This window comes from Saccharothrix carnea (assembly GCF_003014735.1).
In the GTDB taxonomy this organism is placed as follows: domain Bacteria; phylum Actinomycetota; class Actinomycetes; order Mycobacteriales; family Pseudonocardiaceae; genus Actinosynnema; species Actinosynnema carneum.
Genome location: NZ_PYAX01000005.1, coordinates 360,257 through 375,306 on the forward strand (window position 1 = coordinate 360,257; position 15,050 = coordinate 375,306).

The following is a 15,050-nucleotide window of genomic DNA, read 5'->3' on the forward strand; positions in this document are numbered from 1 at the left end:
GCGCGATGCCGACGTAAGTTGTTGAAATGTTCACCACCCGTCCTGAACTCGTCGGCACGCACGGAATGGTCGCGTCCACGCACTGGCTCGCCTCCAGCGCGGGCATGGCCGTCCTGGAGGACGGCGGCAACGCCTTCGACGCTGCGGTCGCGGTCGGCTTCGTGCTGCAAGTGGTGGAACCGCACCTCAACGGACCCGGCGGCGAGGTGCCCGCGGTGTTCGCCGCCGCCGGCGAGACCTCACCGCGCGTGCTGTGCGGCCAGGGCGTGGCGCCCGCCGGTGCGACGATCGCGCACTACCGGGGCCTCGGCCTTGACCTCGTGCCGGGCAGCGGGCTGCTGGCCGCCACCGTGCCGGGCGCGTGGGACGGCTGGCTGACGCTGCTGCGCGACTACGGCACCAAGTCGCTGCGCGAGGTGCTCGGCTACGCGATCGGGTACGCGCGGGACGGGTTCCCGCTGCTGGAACGGGCGGCGTTCACCATCTCGACGGTGGCCGAGCTGTTCCGCGAGCACTGGACGTCGTCGGCGGCGCTGTGGCTGCCGGGCGGGAAGCCACCGGAGGCCGGGGCGCGGTTCCGCAACCCCAAGCTCGCCGACACGTGGGAGTGGTTGCTGGCCGCCGGGGAGGCCGCCGGGTCGGACCGGGAGGCGCAGATCGAGGCGGCGCGGCGGGCGTGGTCGCAGGGGTTCGTGGCGGCCCAGGTGGACGAGTTCTTCCGGATCGCGCACCGCGACGACTCCGGAGCCGACCACGCCGGTGTGCTGACCGGTGAGGACATGGCGTCGTGGGAGGCGTCGTACGAGGACGCGGTGTCGGTGGACTTCGGGCCGTGGAGCGTGGTGAAGCCCGGGGCGTGGACGCAGGGGCCCGTGCTGTTGCAGCAGTTGTTGCTGCTGGAGGGCTTCGCCGACCGGTTGTCCTATTCGGACGGCGTGCCCACGGCGGAGACCGTGCACCTGGCGGTGGAGTGCGCCAAGCTGGCGTTCGCCGACCGGGAGGCCTGGTACGGGGATAACGGCGACGTGCCCTTGGACCTACTTCTTTCGAGGGACTACGCGCGGCAGCGCCGGCAACTCGTCGCCGATCATGCTTCACTCGATCTGCGACCCGGTTCACCTGGTCCGGTCGAAGCGCGCCTTCCGGGGCACGTTCTGCGGGGCCCGAGCGTTGCGAGCCAAAAAGACAGCGGCGGCGCGCTCGGCGAACCCACCGTCTCCCGCGCCGGCACGGTCAAGGGAGACACCGTCCACGTGGACGTGGTCGACCGCTGGGGGAACATCGTGTCGGCCACCCCGTCCGGCGGCTGGCTGCAGTCCTCGCCGACCATCCCGTCGCTGGGCTTCTGCCTCGGCAGCCGCGCGCAGATGTTCTGGCTGGACGAAGACCTGCCGAACTCCCTGGCCCCCGGCAAGCGCCCCCGGATCACCCTGTCCCCGACCCTGGCCCTGCGCGAAGGCCTGCCCGCCCTGGCCTTCGGCACCCCCGGCGGCGACCAGCAGGACCAGTGGCAGCTGGGGTTCTGGCTCGCGCACACCCTCGGCGGGATGAACCTCCAGGAGGCCATCGACTCGCCGATGTGGCACACCAACGCGTTCCCGAGCTCGTTCTACCCGCGGTCGTGGACGCCCGGTGAGCTCGTGATCGAGTCGCGCGTCGGCGAGGGCGCGTTGGCGGAGCTGCGCGAACGCGGTCACGCGGTGGTCGACGCGGGCGCGTGGACGCTGGGCCGGATGTCCGCCGTGGCCAGGGATTCGCGCGACGGCCTGCTGCGTGGCGCCGCCAACCCGCGCGGCGCCCAGGGGTACGCGGTCGGCCGTTGAGGTCCGGAACTGCGCCATCGAGGCCCTTGAGCCCGAGGCCCGCGAGCCGCGGGACCGCTGGTGAGAGTGGGTGATTCGTCCGCTTTGCCTGATTTTGTGGACGAGGCCCTGATCGGCCGGACTGGGCCGGACTGGGCCGGGCAGTGCGGAGGTGGGGCGGTTCGAGGGCGGGTGGTGCGGGGTGCGGGGTGGTGCTTGGTTGGAACGGCCCCGGCCCGAGGGGGAGGGGGCCGGGACCGTTCCGGCTTGAGGCAGGTCGCACGCCTGGGAGGGTGGGTGCGTCAGCGGCTGAGGTCGAGCTGCAGGTGCAGTGGGGCGTCGGTGGTGCCGTTGCCCAGGAACAGCGGGCGGGCGGTGACCGGGCCGGTCGGGTTCGCGGTGTCGACGCGGACGGCGTCGCCGATGTTCGCGACCTTGCCCAGCTCGGCGTCGACGTCGGGCCTGGTGTGCGCGCCGAGGTCGACGGCCTGCGCGGTGCCGCCCAGGCCGAGCATGACGGCGGTGCTGCCGATGGTGACCGCGGCCCCGGCGATGGTCTTCCTGAGGTTCATGGGCGGGAAAGTTTCGTAGTTCCGGGGTCCGGTTCAAGCTCGCTAACCCGGCGGAGTGGATTACTTCACCCGGTGCGGTGGACTTCCGGCCGCCACCACTCCCGGCCACCGGAGCCTGACCGTGCAGACCCGCGTCCCGCCCCGCCACACCGTCACGGAGTAGACGCCCCCGGCGCCCCGGCCCGCGCCAGGAAGTCCTCCGCACACCCCCGCGTGTACCGGTCCCTCCACTCCACCCCGCGCGCGATGCACCAACCGTGGTCGTCCACGGATGATCACGCGCTGACAGGGGAGGTGGTGCGGTTGACCAGGAACGAACCGACTCACCGGAGGCGCAGGCTGGGCGAGGTCCTGCGGGAGTTGCGCCTGCGGGCCGGGCTCTCGCAGCAGGAAGCCGCCGACCGGCTCAACCACGACCACCGCAAGATCAGCCGGATCGAGAAGGGCCAGAAGCCCGACTACCACGGCATGCGCGCCATGCTCGACACCTACGGCGTCCCGTTGATGAGTCCGCCGAGTGGATCGGGAGGCTCGCCGCTGAGCGTTAGAGATCGAGGTGTCGCCGTGTGGCGCAAGAGCAGCCGTAGCAACACCGGCGGGAACGGCAACTGCGTCGAGGTGGCGCTGGTAGGTGGGTCGGCGCGGGTCCGTGACTCGAAGAACCCCGCCGGTCCGACTGTGGCCCTGCCCGACTGGCAGGCGTTCTTGGCTGCGGCCAAGCGTGGGCGGTTCGAGGCCTGAGCAGGCCTGTGGTGTCGTAGAACAATTTGTTCTACTCTTGTGTCCATGGGCGAGCCGTCAACCATCGGGGTTCGTGAGTTGAACCAACGCACCAGCGCGGTCCTCAAACGAGTGCGTGGTGGCGAGCGCATCACGGTCACCGAGCACGGTGAGCCCGTCGCTTATCTCGTCCCGGTGCAGTCGGACGCCGATGTGCTTGACCGGCTCGTGGCGGCCGGGCAGGCGATCGCGCCTAGCCGAACCGGTGCGCTTGTCATGCCGCCTGACCGGGGAGACGCGGACGTGGACGTGGCGGCTGAACTCGTCGCCGCGCGCGACGAGGAGCGCTGGTGATCTACCTGGACACGTCCGCTCTGGTGAAGCTCACGCGCAGGGAGCCAGGTACGACAGAGCTGTTCGAATGGCTCAACGCGGATCACCGACTCGGTGTCCGACGCGTCTCCTCCGTGCTGGCCGAGGTCGAATTGACCCGGGCCTTGCGGCGATCTTCGCCAAAGGCTTTGGTGAACGTGCCAGTCGTCCTGTCCGACCTGTACCTCGTGGAGATCACGGCGGTGGTGCGCCAGACGGCCGCCTCCTACGACGACCCGCTGCTGCGGTCGCTGGACGCAATCCACCTTGCCACCGCCCAAATGCTGACCGGTGGCCTCGACGCGTTCGTCACCTACGACAAGCGGCTGCTGGAGGCCGCGGCCGGGGTGGGGTTGACCGTCGCGGCACCGGGTTTGTACGACGGCTGACGTACGGGCGTGAGTCGCTTCTGAGGGGACGCTGACCTGCGGCACCCTCCCGTACCGTCATCGGCATGGCGTGGTTGGCGTGGGTCTGGTTCGCGGCGACGTTCGTGCCGCTGATCTGGCGCAAGCGCTTTCCCGTGGCCGTCATCGCGGTCACCGGGGGGTCCACGTGGCTCTACTACGTGACCGGGCACTGGGGTCCGCTGATCGCCGCACCCGCCATCGCCGTGCTCTCCCTGCGCCGCACCCGTGTCCTCGAACAGCGGAGCCGCCAGGTGGAAGAAGAACGGTTGCGGATCGCGCGGGAGGTGCACGACGTGGTCGCGCACAGCCTCGCCATGATCAACGTGCAGGCGGGGGTCGCCGCGCACGTCGCCGACCGCCGGCCGGACGAAGCCGTGAAGGCACTCAAGGCGATCAAAGAAGCCAGCGGTCACGCGTTGGACGACCTGCGGGCGACGCTCGGCGTGCTGCGCACCGGCGAGGGCACCACCCCGGTGCCGAGCCTGGACCGGCTGGACGAGCTGGTCAAACCCGTCCCGGTCGCCAAGGTCGTCGGCACGCCGGGCACCCTGCCCGCGCCCGTCGACGCCGCCGCGTACCGGGTGGTGCAGGAAGCGCTGACCAACGCGATGCGGTACGCGCCGGACGCGTCCGAGATCGTCATCTCGTTCGAGCACACCGAGGACGCCCTGGTCCTGACCGTCACCGACGACGGCACGACCCGGGGCGACCAGGTGCCGCAGGGCGCGGGCTCCGGCATCCGCGGCATGCGGGAACGGGTCGAAGCGCTCGGTGGCACGCTGGACGCCGGTCGGTCGACCGAGGGCTTCACCGTCAGGGCGGTCCTACCGTGGGAGGTTCGTGGTGATCAGGGTGGTGCTGGCCGACGACCAGGCGTTGGTGCGCGCGGGTTTCCGCCTGCTGCTCGACACCGAGGACGGCTTCGAGGTCGTCGGCGAGGCCGGTGACGGCGCGGAGGCCGTGCGGCAGGCGCACGAGCACCGGCCGGACGTCGTGGTGATGGACATCCGGATGCCCGGCACCGATGGCCTGGCCGCGACCCGGCAGATCTGCGCCGAGCTGCCGGAGGTGAAGGTGCTGGTCCTGACGACGTTCAACGTCGACGAGTACGTGTTCGAGGCGTTGCGCGGCGGCGCGTCGGGCTTCCTGCTCAAGGACACCGACCCGGTCGAGCTGCTGCACGCCCTCAAGGTCGTCGCCGAGGGTGAGGCACTCCTCGCACCGAGTGTCACCCGGAAGTTGATCGAGGAGTTCGCGAACCGGCCGGAGCACCGCCGTCCGGACCCGAAGGCGCTGCGCGAGCTGACCGCGCGGGAGCGGGAGATCCTGGCGCTCGTCGCCGCCGGCATGTCGAACGACGAGATCGCCGAGCACCTCGTGATCAGCCCCGCCACATCACGCACGCACGTGAGCCGGGTGATGACCAAACTGGGTGCGCGGGACCGCGCGCAACTCGTCGTGCTCGCCTACGAATCAGGTTTGGTGTCCCCGCGCCGAGGGTGAATATTCATTGTTAGGAACAGCGGGGGTGCACATAGACCGCCCGCGAAACTCCTGCGTAAAACGACCAAAAATCACGCACAGTAACCGAAACGCCGATACCCGCCGCATTGTGTGTGCGGCGGGTGACGTTAACGGAGGATGTCTAGGCGATAGCGCCGGGCGGCAGCTTCAGCTTGAACGGCAGCGTGGTCACGACCGCGAGGTCCGACGCCGTCTTCTTCATCAGCGTCGGCGCGTTGCGCGTACCGGGCTCCGGCAGGTCCAGCAGCCGGTCCACGGCCTCGACCAGCGGCCCCTCGTAAATCCACACGGCCTGGGCGGCGCGCTGGCTGTCCCGCACGGCGGGCAGCCTGCCGGCGCGGGCCTCGGTCTCCGACCAGAACAGGATGGAGTCGATGAACCCTCTGCGCTGCTTGAACGCCATGATGCGGTCGAGCTGTCCGTCCTCGTCCCGGAGGTGGAGGAACTGGAACCCGCTTTCGCGCAGCTCGATGACCTTACTCAGTGCGAGATCCATGACGCACCTACCTCTGTTCTGAGGTCCCCTAGCAGGCACAGGTCGTACGACCCGAAATGATCGTACGGCAAGTGGACAAGCCGCCATAGGGACTAGACCGGTGGGGCGGTCTCAATACGGGATCGCCCACCATCGGATTTCGATACGGATCGCAGGACGCGAACGGTTCGCACTAAAAACGCCAGCGCTCCCGAAGTGACCAGGATCACAGTGGGCCACATACCGTTCCTCCGCCGCATCGCCCGTCCTGTCACTCGAAGAGACGTCCGCCATGGGCGCTGGGTTGCACCGCCGGCCGTTAGTGAATCCCCTCCTTGAGGTGAACCACGAACAGGTGATCTACCCGCCGGCTACGCTGTTCGGCGTGAGCGTCGACCAGCCCAAGAGCCTCCCGGCGCTGCCCGAGTCGTTGCTCCCCCGCGAGCACGCCCTCTACCGGCCCCGCCACAGCAGCCGCCAGCGCACCGCGCTCACCCTCGCCGTCATCTTCTTCTGCGCGCCGGCCTTCCTGCTGCTCGTCGGCGTCCGCCCGGCCGAGTTCGAGAACCGCGAGCTCGCCGCGTTCCCGTCGATCACCGCCGGCTGGGGCTTCTTCACCGGTCTCAACGCCTGGGCCAACGACCACATCCCGCTGCGCGACCACGCGGTGGCCGCCGCGGACGGCATCAGCCGCGGCCTGTTCAACGAGGCGCCACCGGTCGCCCGGCAGCCGCAGGAGCCGAACGGCCCGATCCCGCTGCCGCCCAAGGACCCGTCGCTGGACCGGCCCGACCCCACCGCGTACGTCCGCGCCATCGAGGGCAAGGACGGCTGGCTGTACCTCGGCGAGGACATCGAGCGCGCGTGCGAGCCGAAGCTGCCGGTCGCCGAGGTGTTCGACCGGCTCCGCGCGCTGCGGACCGCGGTCGAGTCGTCCGGCCGCAGGCTCGTGCTCGTCGTCGCGCCGGACAAGGTGACGACGGTGCCGGAGTTCCTGCCCGCCAAGTACTTCGGCGCGGACTGCGCGGCGAAGGCGCGGCAGGAGTTCTGGGGGTCGGTCGTCCGCGAGACCGGCGCGATCGACCTGCGACCCGCCCTGCGCAAGGCCGCCGAGGAGCGCAAGGAGCCCGTCTACCAGAAGCTCGACTCGCACTGGACGACCGAGGGCGGCCTGGTGATGGTGCGGGCCATCGCCGAACGCGTCCAGCAGGGCGTGACCCGCACCTGGGACTTCCGCGCGGCGGGCTCGTCGGACACCAAGGCGGGCCTGCCGCCGATGCTCGGCCAGTCCGGCGCCATGAAGATCAACCACTACGACCTGGCGCCGGACGGCAAGACCGTGCGCGACAAGAAGATGTCCGAGCCGTTCCCCGAACCGCGGCGCTCCACCCAGAGCGCGGGCACGGGCGTGGTGAAGGCCAGGACCATCGTGATCGGCGACTCGTTCGCCACCCCGATGGCCGCCTACCTGTCCGCCGGGTTCGCCGACCTGACCTTCCAGCACCTCAACACCGTCGCCTCCGACCCGGCGGGCTCGGCCAGGCGGATGGCCGAGGCGAACGTCGTGGTGATCGAGGTGGTGGAGCGCAACGTGCTGTCCGGCAACAGCGCGGTGCTCGCCACCCAGAACATCGATCTCATCCGAGCCGAACTCGCCAAGCGGCCCCGCTGAGTAGAGTCCTCACGTGCGTGCACAACATCCTCACCAGCCAGGCGGAACCCTCGGGCTGTGGTGCGGCGGCGACCTGCCCGGTCTCGGTGACCAGCTCCTGGCCCGCGTGCTCGAACGCGAGCTGACGCAGCGGCTGGGCGACTGGCGGGTGCGCGCGCTGGCGCCGTTCGGCTGGACCAGGCCCGTGCGCGCCGATGGCGGCCACGTCGCCGAGCCGCTGGGCGAGCGCACCCCCGGCCGGGTTCGTGAGCTGGCCGAGTCGCACCACCTGCACCTGGTCGCGCCGTCGTTCCCGCTCGGCTCGGACCTGGCCGGTCGGTACGGCGAGGACGTGCCCGCCCGGGCGTTCTTCACCGGTGGGCTCGGCGTCGAGCCCGACGCGCTGTGGATCTCCGCCAAGGTCGCCGAGGAGGTGCCCGCCGAGCTGGTGGAGTGGGCGGCGCGGCAGCCGCTGGCCTCGGTGCGGGACGAGGTGTCGCGGGAACGCCTGCGCGCGGCCGGCCTGCGGCACGACGTGACCGTGGTGCCCAACCCGGCGCTGCTGGCGGACCGGCTGCTCAGCGCGTCGGACCTGCGGACCAGGGTGGCGCAGCTGCGGCAGCTCGGCCAGCTGCCGCCGGAGGGGCAGAGCTACCTGGTGGTGCAGGTGCCGCGCACCTCGTTCACCGCCCTGCGGCCCGCGGTCGCCAAGACGGCGGAGCTGCTGGCCATCGGCGAGGTCGTGCTGCTGCCGACCGGCGGTCCCGTGCCCGACACCGGGTGGCGCGCGCTGCCGTCCGACACGGTGCTGGAGGACCGGCTGGCGATGCTGTCCGGAGCCGCCGCCGTGCTGGCCGCCGACGAGTACGTCGCCGCCGCGGCCCACGCGTTCCGGCGCCGCTGGGTGCTGTTCGACCCGAAGGGCACCGACCGCGCCGGTGTCGAGCAGTTCGCGTCCGCCGACCGGGTGGTGACCCGGCCCAGCGGCCTGGCCGCCGCCTTCCGCCGCGCGCTGCGGGACGACGACGACAACCTGGCGCCCAAGGCGGTGCACCGGCTGGACGAGCACCTCGACGCGGTCGCCGCCGAGGCCGAACGGGCGTTCGCCGCACGGGGCGGGTCGCTCGAACCCCGCCTCGCCGCGCTGGTCGAGGAGAACCGGGCGCTGCGCTCGGCGCAGCAGCGGCTGCGGGAGCGGATCGTCGCCGACCGCCACGTGCTGATCGAGCGGTTGATCGCGCAGCGGGAGCAGGACCGGGAGCGGGACGACGACGGCCCGGAGTTGGCGGAAGAGCGCCGGTTGCACCGCGAGCTCGCCGAACGGCACCGCGAGGTGCTGGCGCAACTGGACGCCGAACGGCGGGAGCTGGCCGCGATGCGCGCCACCCGGCTGTTCCGCTGGACGCGGTTGCTGCGCGCGGCCTACGGGAAGCTGCGGTGACCCCGCGCGTCACGTTCGTCCTGGTCACCTACGGCGGCGGCGAGCTGGCCAGGCACTGCCTCGACGTGCTGGCCGAGCACACGGACGCGCCGTACGAGGTGGTCGTGGTCGACAGCGCCTCGCCCGATGGCACCGGCCAGTGGCTGGAGGACAACCTCGCCGGCGCGACCGTCGTGCGGATGGCCGAGAACCTGGGGTTCGGCGCGGGCTGCAACCTGGGCGTGCAGCACGCCCGCACCGAGTTCGTGTGCTTCCTCAACGCCGACGTCGAGGTCACGGCGGGGTGGCTCGACCCGCTGCTCGACCTGCTCGACCGCACGCCCGCCGCGGCGGCGGCGGCACCGCTGATGGTGTTCCCGGACGGCCGGTTGCAGGAAGCGGGCAGCCTGCTCGGCGGTGACGCGTACAGCCGGGGCTGGGGTGACGGCACGACTGACGAGACGGTTTTGTACCCGCGGGTGGTGGACTACGCGTCGGCCGCGTGCCTGGTGCTGCGCCGGCGGGCGTTCCACGAGGTCGGCGGGTTCTCCCCGGAGTACCACATCGCCTACTACGAGGACACCGACCTGCAGTTCGGGCTGCGGGCCCGCGGGTGGCAGGTGTGGGTGCAGCCCTCGTCTCGCGTGCTGCACGTGCGGCACGGCACGTCCTCGACCTCGCGGGCCGAGGAGCTGTCCGACATCAACCGCGAGGTGTTCCGCCGGCGGTGGGCCGACGAGCTCGCGACCAGGCCGCCGTCCCTCGGCGTGCACGAGCACCCGCACCGGCTGTGGTGGCTGCGCGACCACCCGGCCTCGGCGCGCGTGCTGCTGGTGGCGTCACGGGTGCCCGCCTTCGGTTCCGGGCGGGAGGCCGCGGTGCCGGCCGAGTGGCGCCGGTCCGACCCGACCCTCGCGGTCACCCTGCTCGCCGGCGGGGGTGCGGTGAACGCCGAGCCGTGGCGCGCGGCCGGTGTCGAGGTCGAGGTCGCCGACGACTTCGGCGCGTGGAGCCGGGAGCGGGTCGGGCACTACGACGTGGTCGTGGCGCTCGGCACGGACGTCCCGGCGACCGAGGTCACCGAGTGGCAGCCGACCGCGGTGCGTGCCCTGGACCTCGCGTCGCTGGCGCACCCCGGGTGGGAGCGGCGGTTCGCCGAGACCGGTGCCCGCGCGGACGCCGTGCGCGCCGGCGTGGAGCGGGCCGCGACCCTGGCGGCGCTGGAGTGGGCCGAGGTCGTGTCCTGCGGTGCGCCCGACGTCGTGGAGTGGGCGCGTGCCGCGGGTCGGTCGCCGCACCTCGTGCCGGACGCGCCGGAGGAGTTCCGGGCGGCGATGGCGGAGGTGCTCCTGGCGTGCACGGTGGTGCCCGGGAGCTGACGCGCGGTTCAGCGCTGGGCGCGGCGCAGCAGCGCGGCGGCCAGCAGCCGGCGTTCCGCGCCTGCCGTCTGCGGCCGTTCCTCACCCTCCAGCGCGAGCCGGACCAGCGGCCACAGCCGGTGCTCGGCCTCGGCCAGGCGGGTCAACCGCAGCTCGTCGTCCGGTGCGAGGCGGTCCTGGTTGCGCATCAGCAGCACGGTCGCGAACTGCGCGATCCGGCGCAGTTCGTGCTCGGTGATGTGGTCCAGTTCCGCCTGCCGGGCGGCCAGCCGCCGCACGCCCACGCCGACACCCGCCGCGGCCAGGCCGCGCAGCCCCGGCAGGCCATCGGCCAGGCGCGGTGTCTGCCAGCCGGTGACGTTCGCGCCGTGCTGCCGGTAGGAGTGCAACGCGCGGTCGACGAAGGAGATCTTGCCGACGGACAACGCGCACGCGGCGATCCACTGGTCGTGGTAGGCGCTCAGCGTGCCCGGCGGCAGCGGCAGCACCCGTTCCCGGACCAGGTCGGCGCGCACCATGCTGGCCGCCCCGGTCACCGTGTTGAGCAGCAGCAACTGCTCCAGGTCGGTGGACTGGTTCGCGCGGTCGGACCACACGCTGCGCGCGACGACCTCGCCCGCGTCGTCCACCAGCCGCATGTCGCAGTACGCCAGCTGCACGGCCGGGTCGGCGAACCGGGAGACCAGCACGGCGAGCTTGTCCGCGTCCCACAGGTCGTCCTGGTCCGACAGCGCGACCAGGTCCGCGTCCACGGGCACGAGCGAGAGCGCGCGCTCGAAGTTCCGGTAGAAGCCCACGTTCTCGTCGTGCTCCACCACGACGAACCTCGGGTCGTCGCCGACCACGTCCCGCAGCACCGCCAAGCCCTCGGCGTCGGAGCCGTCGTCGCTGATCAGGCACACCCAGTTCGCGTGGGTCTGCGCCCGGATCGACTCGACCTGCTCGGCGAAGTGGCGTCGCGGCGCGCGGTAGGTCGCCAGGCAGATCGCCACCCGCGGGCCGTCCGCCGGCCAGCTCACGTCGACCGGTTCCACGGCACGGCGGAGGCCGCGCACCGCGGGCAGCTCGCGCCGCAACGCGGTGCCGTCGACCAGGGTCACGACCAGCTCCAGCGGCACCGTGCCCTCGCGCACGGGCACCCGCGCCCGGAAGCCGCTGTTCGGCTCACCGCCGATGGCCGCCGCGACATCGGGTCGGGGGTGGCCGGTGGTCGCGCGGAAAGTCCGCCCGTCCGCGACCACCTCGACGTGGCGCACCGGCAGGTCGGCGTGCGTCGCCCAGCCTTCGAGGTCGACCACCTGGCCCCGGCCCACGGTCACCTCCGCGGGCACGTCCACCGCGAACCACAGGCGGTCGTCGCGCTCGCTGACCTGCCGCACCCGGCTGCCCAGCAGCGGCGCCACCGCGGGCACGCGGTTGCCGATCCGGCGCAGCACGTCGTCGGGCTCCTCGCCGCCCCGGCCGAGCAGCAGGTCGCGCGTGCCGCGGGCGAGCCGGGCCGCGGGCCACAGGTAGTCCCGGCCCGCGCGCACCAGCGCCGAGGACTTCAACCGGTCCAGCTCCGCGCGCAGCCGGGCGTTCTCCTCCGACAGCCGCTCGACCAGCTCCGCGCTCGTCGCGCGCTGCTCGTCCAGCTCCCGCACCGCGTCGGCGCGCTCGGTCTCGGCGGACGCCAGCTCCACCAGCGCCTTGCCGAACTCGCCGTCCAGCCGGGAGAACTCGGCCCGCAGCCGCTGCTCGCGCTCGGCCGCGTCCTCGCGCCGCCGGCGCACCTCGGCGGTCAACGACCCGGTCGGCACCCCGAGCTCGGCGCTCAGCTGGGCCAGTTCGGCGGCGAGCCGCTCGTGGTCGGCCAGCGTCGCGCGGACCTCGTCCAGCCTGCCCCGCTCCCACAGCCGCGTGCGGCCCGGCGCGTCCAGCTCGACGGCCAGCACCTCGCGCACGTCCCGCGCGCGGGCACCGGTCACCAGTTCCTGGAGCTCGGACTCGGCGGCCACCAGCTCGGCCCAGCGGTCGCGGGCGGCCTCGGCGAGGCCGATCAGGTCCGCCAGGTGGAGCACCAGCTGCTTGATGGAGGTCTCGGCGGGCCACGGGTGCGCCGCGCCGCAGCGCATCACCTCGCGGGCGAACTCGACCAGGGCGCGCACCAGCACCAGCTCGGCGTCCACGCCGACGCCCGCCTGCCACTCCAGGTCGATGCGTTGGGGCGTGCCGTCCGGCAGCACGATCACGTTGCCGGGGTGCACGTCCAGGTGGTCCGGCGGCAGCACCGGCACGTCCGGGCGACCCGGCAGGTACGGGTGGGTCCCGTCGTCGGCGAACGGCCGGGCGTCGACGGTGCAGCAGGACCGCCACAGCTCCAGCAGGTCGCGCACGGCGTCGAGGTCGTGCTCGGCCAGCGCGTCGAGCAGCAGCCGGTCCAACGGCGCGCCCGGCAGCAGCGGCTCGTCCACCGCCGGTGCCTGCCGCAGCCACCCGGCGGTGCCGCCCTCGCCCCGGACCGCGGACAGCCTCAGGTCTTCGGTCAGCCGCCGCGACCGCCGCCACTTCGGCTGCCGTCCCGCGTTGACCAGCCACCCCAGACCGGGGCGGGTGGCCTTCTCGACCGCTTCCGGCGTGCGGCCGGCGACCACCAGGAACGACGGCGCGACCGCGGGCCCGAAGCCGTCGGCCACCGCCCGCCGGTGCGGCGACCGCACCGCGACCGCCGTCGACGCGCCGCCGAACACGCCCAGCAGCGGGTCGCGCACCAGCTTGTCCACGGTGTCCGACGCGTCGGCCAGCTCGTGCACGCGCTCGTCGAGGATCACCCTCGGCAGCTTGTAGTCCGGGTACGGCAGCAGCCAGCGCTGCGCGGTCAGCCCCGCACCCGCCAGCAGCTCGCGCAACCGCGCCCGGCTCCACGTCTTCGCGCCCGGCGCGGGGTAGTCGGCCAGGCCGACCCACGGGTGGCCGTGGTGGTCCTCGGGCTGGCCGAGCAGGTAGCCGAGGCCGAGCTGGTTCTCGATCGCGATCACCACGACGCCGTCGTCGGCGACCGCGCCCGCCACGTCGGCGAGCATCGCGGCCGGGCCGTCGCCGTAGACCGGCGAGTACTCCAGCACCCCGCACAGCAGCGCCAGGTCGAACTCGCCGTGCCCGCTCAGCCCCGATGCGTCGGCGGTGACGATCCGCACGTCCGGCAGGTCGCGGCAGCGCTCGGCCGCCGCGGCGGCCCGGGACGGCGTGCCCTCGACCCCGACGACCCGCGCCCCGGCCTCGCCGAGGGCGCGGGTGAGCACGCCGCTGCCGCAGCCGACGTCCAGCACCCGCAGGCCCTCGTGCACGTTCAGCGGTGCGAGCAACGCCGTGCGCTGGGGCGAGAAGTGGTAGGTGAGCACCCAGTCCGTGAGGTCGGCCGCCAGTTCCACCGACTCGGAACCGACGTCCCGCGCCGCGCGGAGCCGGGCGAGGACCGCGTCCTCGGCGCCATCGGCGTACTCGGGGGTGGTTCTCATCAGCTGATCGGGAACTGCTTGACCACCGAGACGCCGTACTCCTGGAACTCCTTGATCAGTTCCTTGTCGTCCACGCCGATGGGCGTCTGCGTGGTACCGATGCGCACGACCTTGGAGCCGGTGACGTAGACGCAGCGGTAGAAGCCGGGCTCACCCTTGCGGATCATCTGCTGGACCGAGGACTTCTGCGGCAGGCGGCCCTTCGCGCCATCGGCCATGCCCGCGGTCTCCTGCAGCCCGGCGAGCGCCGTGGCCAGCTCCTCGGCCTTCGCCGCGTCACCGGTCTCGAACACCATGGCGTCGTAGGTGAACGCCTTCTCGGTGCTGCCCTTGAAGTTCACCTCGGTGACACCGGCGGCCTCGGCCGCGGCGACCTCCTCGGCGGTGAGCAGCTTCGCGCCGACTGCCTCCGACAGCACCACGACGCCGTTGGCCGGGTTCGGGGTGCCGGGACCGGCGGGCAGCAGGTCGATCGGCGGCTTGGTGGTGGTCGTGGTCGGCGCCGCGCTGGAGGTCTGCTGGGTCGTGGTGTCGCCGCCCGCGCTCGACGAGGAGTCGCGGAACCCGAAGAACCAGACGGCACCGCCGATCAGCGCCACCACGAGGATCACGCCGACGATCGCGAAGACCTTCTTGCCACCGCCGCCGGAGGTGTCGTCGAACACCTCGGGGCCCTGCCGCAGCCAGTTGTCGCTCGACGCCGCGGCCCACGGCGCCGACGTGTCCGCGCTGGCCCACGGGGTGGACTGCGGTGGCTGCTGCGGGAACCCGCCGGGCGGCGAGTTGAACTGCTGGTGCGGGGGCATCGACCCACCCGGCACGAACTGGGTGCGGTCCGCGTCCGGGTTCGCCGGCCTGGCGCCACCGGGCACGACCTGCGTCTTGTCCACGTTGTCGGGCGTGGCGTCCTGACCCACCGGCCGGATGAACTGCGTCGCGCTCGCGCCTGCCGCGTCCGGGGTGCCGGGCTGCTGCGCCGACGGTGGGTGGGACTGCCACTGCTGGACGGGCGGGACGGACTGGGCCGCGGACAGCACCTGGTCGCGGCGCGTCCGGTACTCGTCGGCGGATACCCGACCCGCGGCAAGCTCCTCGTCCAGCTTGCGCAGCTCCTCCTGCCAGTTCACGCCGGCAGCCCCTTTCTGCGGTTCATGCGATCGTGGCCATTGTGCACGGGTAGCGCACCGGTCCAACTGGCCAGTCCCAAGTCGTGATCCGACATCGGCTG

General features: G+C 72.5%; 13 protein-coding genes. 9 read left to right on the forward strand and 4 right to left on the reverse strand.

Annotation, left to right across the window (positions count from 1 at the left end):
- The first annotated feature begins 26 nt into the window (after nt 1-26).
- Entirely contained in the window at nt 27-1,823 is a 1,797-nt protein-coding gene (locus B0I31_RS16500; protein ID WP_106616266.1) for a gamma-glutamyltransferase family protein, read from the forward strand.
- A gap of 281 nt (nt 1,824-2,104) precedes the next feature.
- Here the strand turns inward: B0I31_RS16500 and B0I31_RS16505 are convergent, their stop codons facing one another.
- Complete coding sequence (locus tag B0I31_RS16505) at nt 2,105-2,374, reverse strand: hypothetical protein (protein ID WP_106616267.1); 270 nt, start codon at nt 2,372-2,374, stop codon at nt 2,105-2,107.
- A 303-nt stretch (nt 2,375-2,677) separates the two neighbouring features.
- Between B0I31_RS16505 and B0I31_RS42935 the strand changes: the two genes are divergently transcribed.
- The 5 genes from B0I31_RS42935 to B0I31_RS16535 all read left to right on the forward strand — a co-directional run bounded on the left by B0I31_RS42935 (nt 2,678) and on the right by B0I31_RS16535 (nt 5,379).
- On the forward strand, nt 2,678-3,115 hold the full coding sequence (locus tag B0I31_RS42935; RefSeq protein WP_342751487.1) for a DUF397 domain-containing protein: 438 nt from the start codon (nt 2,678-2,680) through the stop codon (nt 3,113-3,115).
- Between the two features lie 45 nt (nt 3,116-3,160).
- On the forward strand, nt 3,161-3,448 hold the full coding sequence (locus B0I31_RS16520; protein WP_106616568.1) for a type II toxin-antitoxin system Phd/YefM family antitoxin: 288 nt from the start codon (nt 3,161-3,163) through the stop codon (nt 3,446-3,448).
- Entirely contained in the window at nt 3,445-3,855 is a 411-nt protein-coding gene (locus B0I31_RS16525) for a type II toxin-antitoxin system VapC family toxin (RefSeq protein ID WP_106616268.1), read from the forward strand. The genes B0I31_RS16520 and B0I31_RS16525 overlap by 4 nt, the downstream gene beginning before the upstream one ends.
- 65 nt (nt 3,856-3,920) lie before the next feature.
- Entirely contained in the window at nt 3,921-4,823 is a 903-nt protein-coding gene (locus B0I31_RS16530) for a sensor histidine kinase (RefSeq protein WP_106616269.1), read from the forward strand.
- Nucleotides 4,720-5,379 (forward strand): response regulator transcription factor, encoded by a 660-nt coding sequence (locus tag B0I31_RS16535; RefSeq protein WP_106616270.1) that lies wholly within the window; start codon nt 4,720-4,722, stop codon nt 5,377-5,379. The genes B0I31_RS16530 and B0I31_RS16535 overlap by 104 nt, the downstream gene beginning before the upstream one ends.
- Nucleotides 5,380-5,521: 142 nt before the next feature.
- Here the strand turns inward: B0I31_RS16535 and B0I31_RS16540 are convergent, their stop codons facing one another.
- Entirely contained in the window at nt 5,522-5,896 is a 375-nt protein-coding gene (locus tag B0I31_RS16540) for a hypothetical protein (RefSeq protein WP_106616271.1), read from the reverse strand.
- Between the two features lie 364 nt (nt 5,897-6,260).
- On the opposite strand from B0I31_RS16540, the gene B0I31_RS16545 reads away from it, so the two are divergent.
- Genes B0I31_RS16545 through B0I31_RS40025 form a run of 3 tightly spaced genes read left to right on the forward strand, consistent with a single transcriptional unit; the run spans nt 6,261 to nt 10,325 of the window.
- The gene (locus B0I31_RS16545; RefSeq protein WP_219910731.1) at nt 6,261-7,547 is read left to right on the forward strand and encodes an alginate O-acetyltransferase AlgX-related protein; all 1,287 of its coding nucleotides are present in this window, start codon (nt 6,261-6,263) and stop codon (nt 7,545-7,547) included.
- A 13-nt stretch (nt 7,548-7,560) separates the two neighbouring features.
- Nucleotides 7,561-8,967 carry a glycosyltransferase family protein gene (locus tag B0I31_RS40645; protein WP_181320194.1) on the forward strand — a complete coding sequence of 469 codons (1,407 nt, stop codon included), beginning with the start codon at nt 7,561-7,563 and terminating at the stop codon, nt 8,965-8,967.
- Nucleotides 8,964-10,325 (forward strand): glycosyltransferase family 2 protein, encoded by a 1,362-nt coding sequence (locus B0I31_RS40025; protein WP_181320195.1) that lies wholly within the window; start codon nt 8,964-8,966, stop codon nt 10,323-10,325. The genes B0I31_RS40645 and B0I31_RS40025 overlap by 4 nt, the downstream gene beginning before the upstream one ends.
- Nucleotides 10,326-10,333: 8 nt before the next feature.
- Here the strand turns inward: B0I31_RS40025 and B0I31_RS16570 are convergent, their stop codons facing one another.
- Nucleotides 10,334-13,822, reverse strand: coding sequence for a glycosyltransferase (locus B0I31_RS16570; protein WP_106616276.1), 3,489 nt, complete (start codon nt 13,820-13,822; stop codon nt 10,334-10,336).
- Complete coding sequence (locus B0I31_RS16575) at nt 13,822-14,949, reverse strand: hypothetical protein (RefSeq protein ID WP_106616277.1); 1,128 nt, start codon at nt 14,947-14,949, stop codon at nt 13,822-13,824. Before B0I31_RS16575 ends, B0I31_RS16570 begins: the two co-directional genes overlap by 1 nt.
- Between the last annotated feature and the right edge of the window lie 101 nt (nt 14,950-15,050).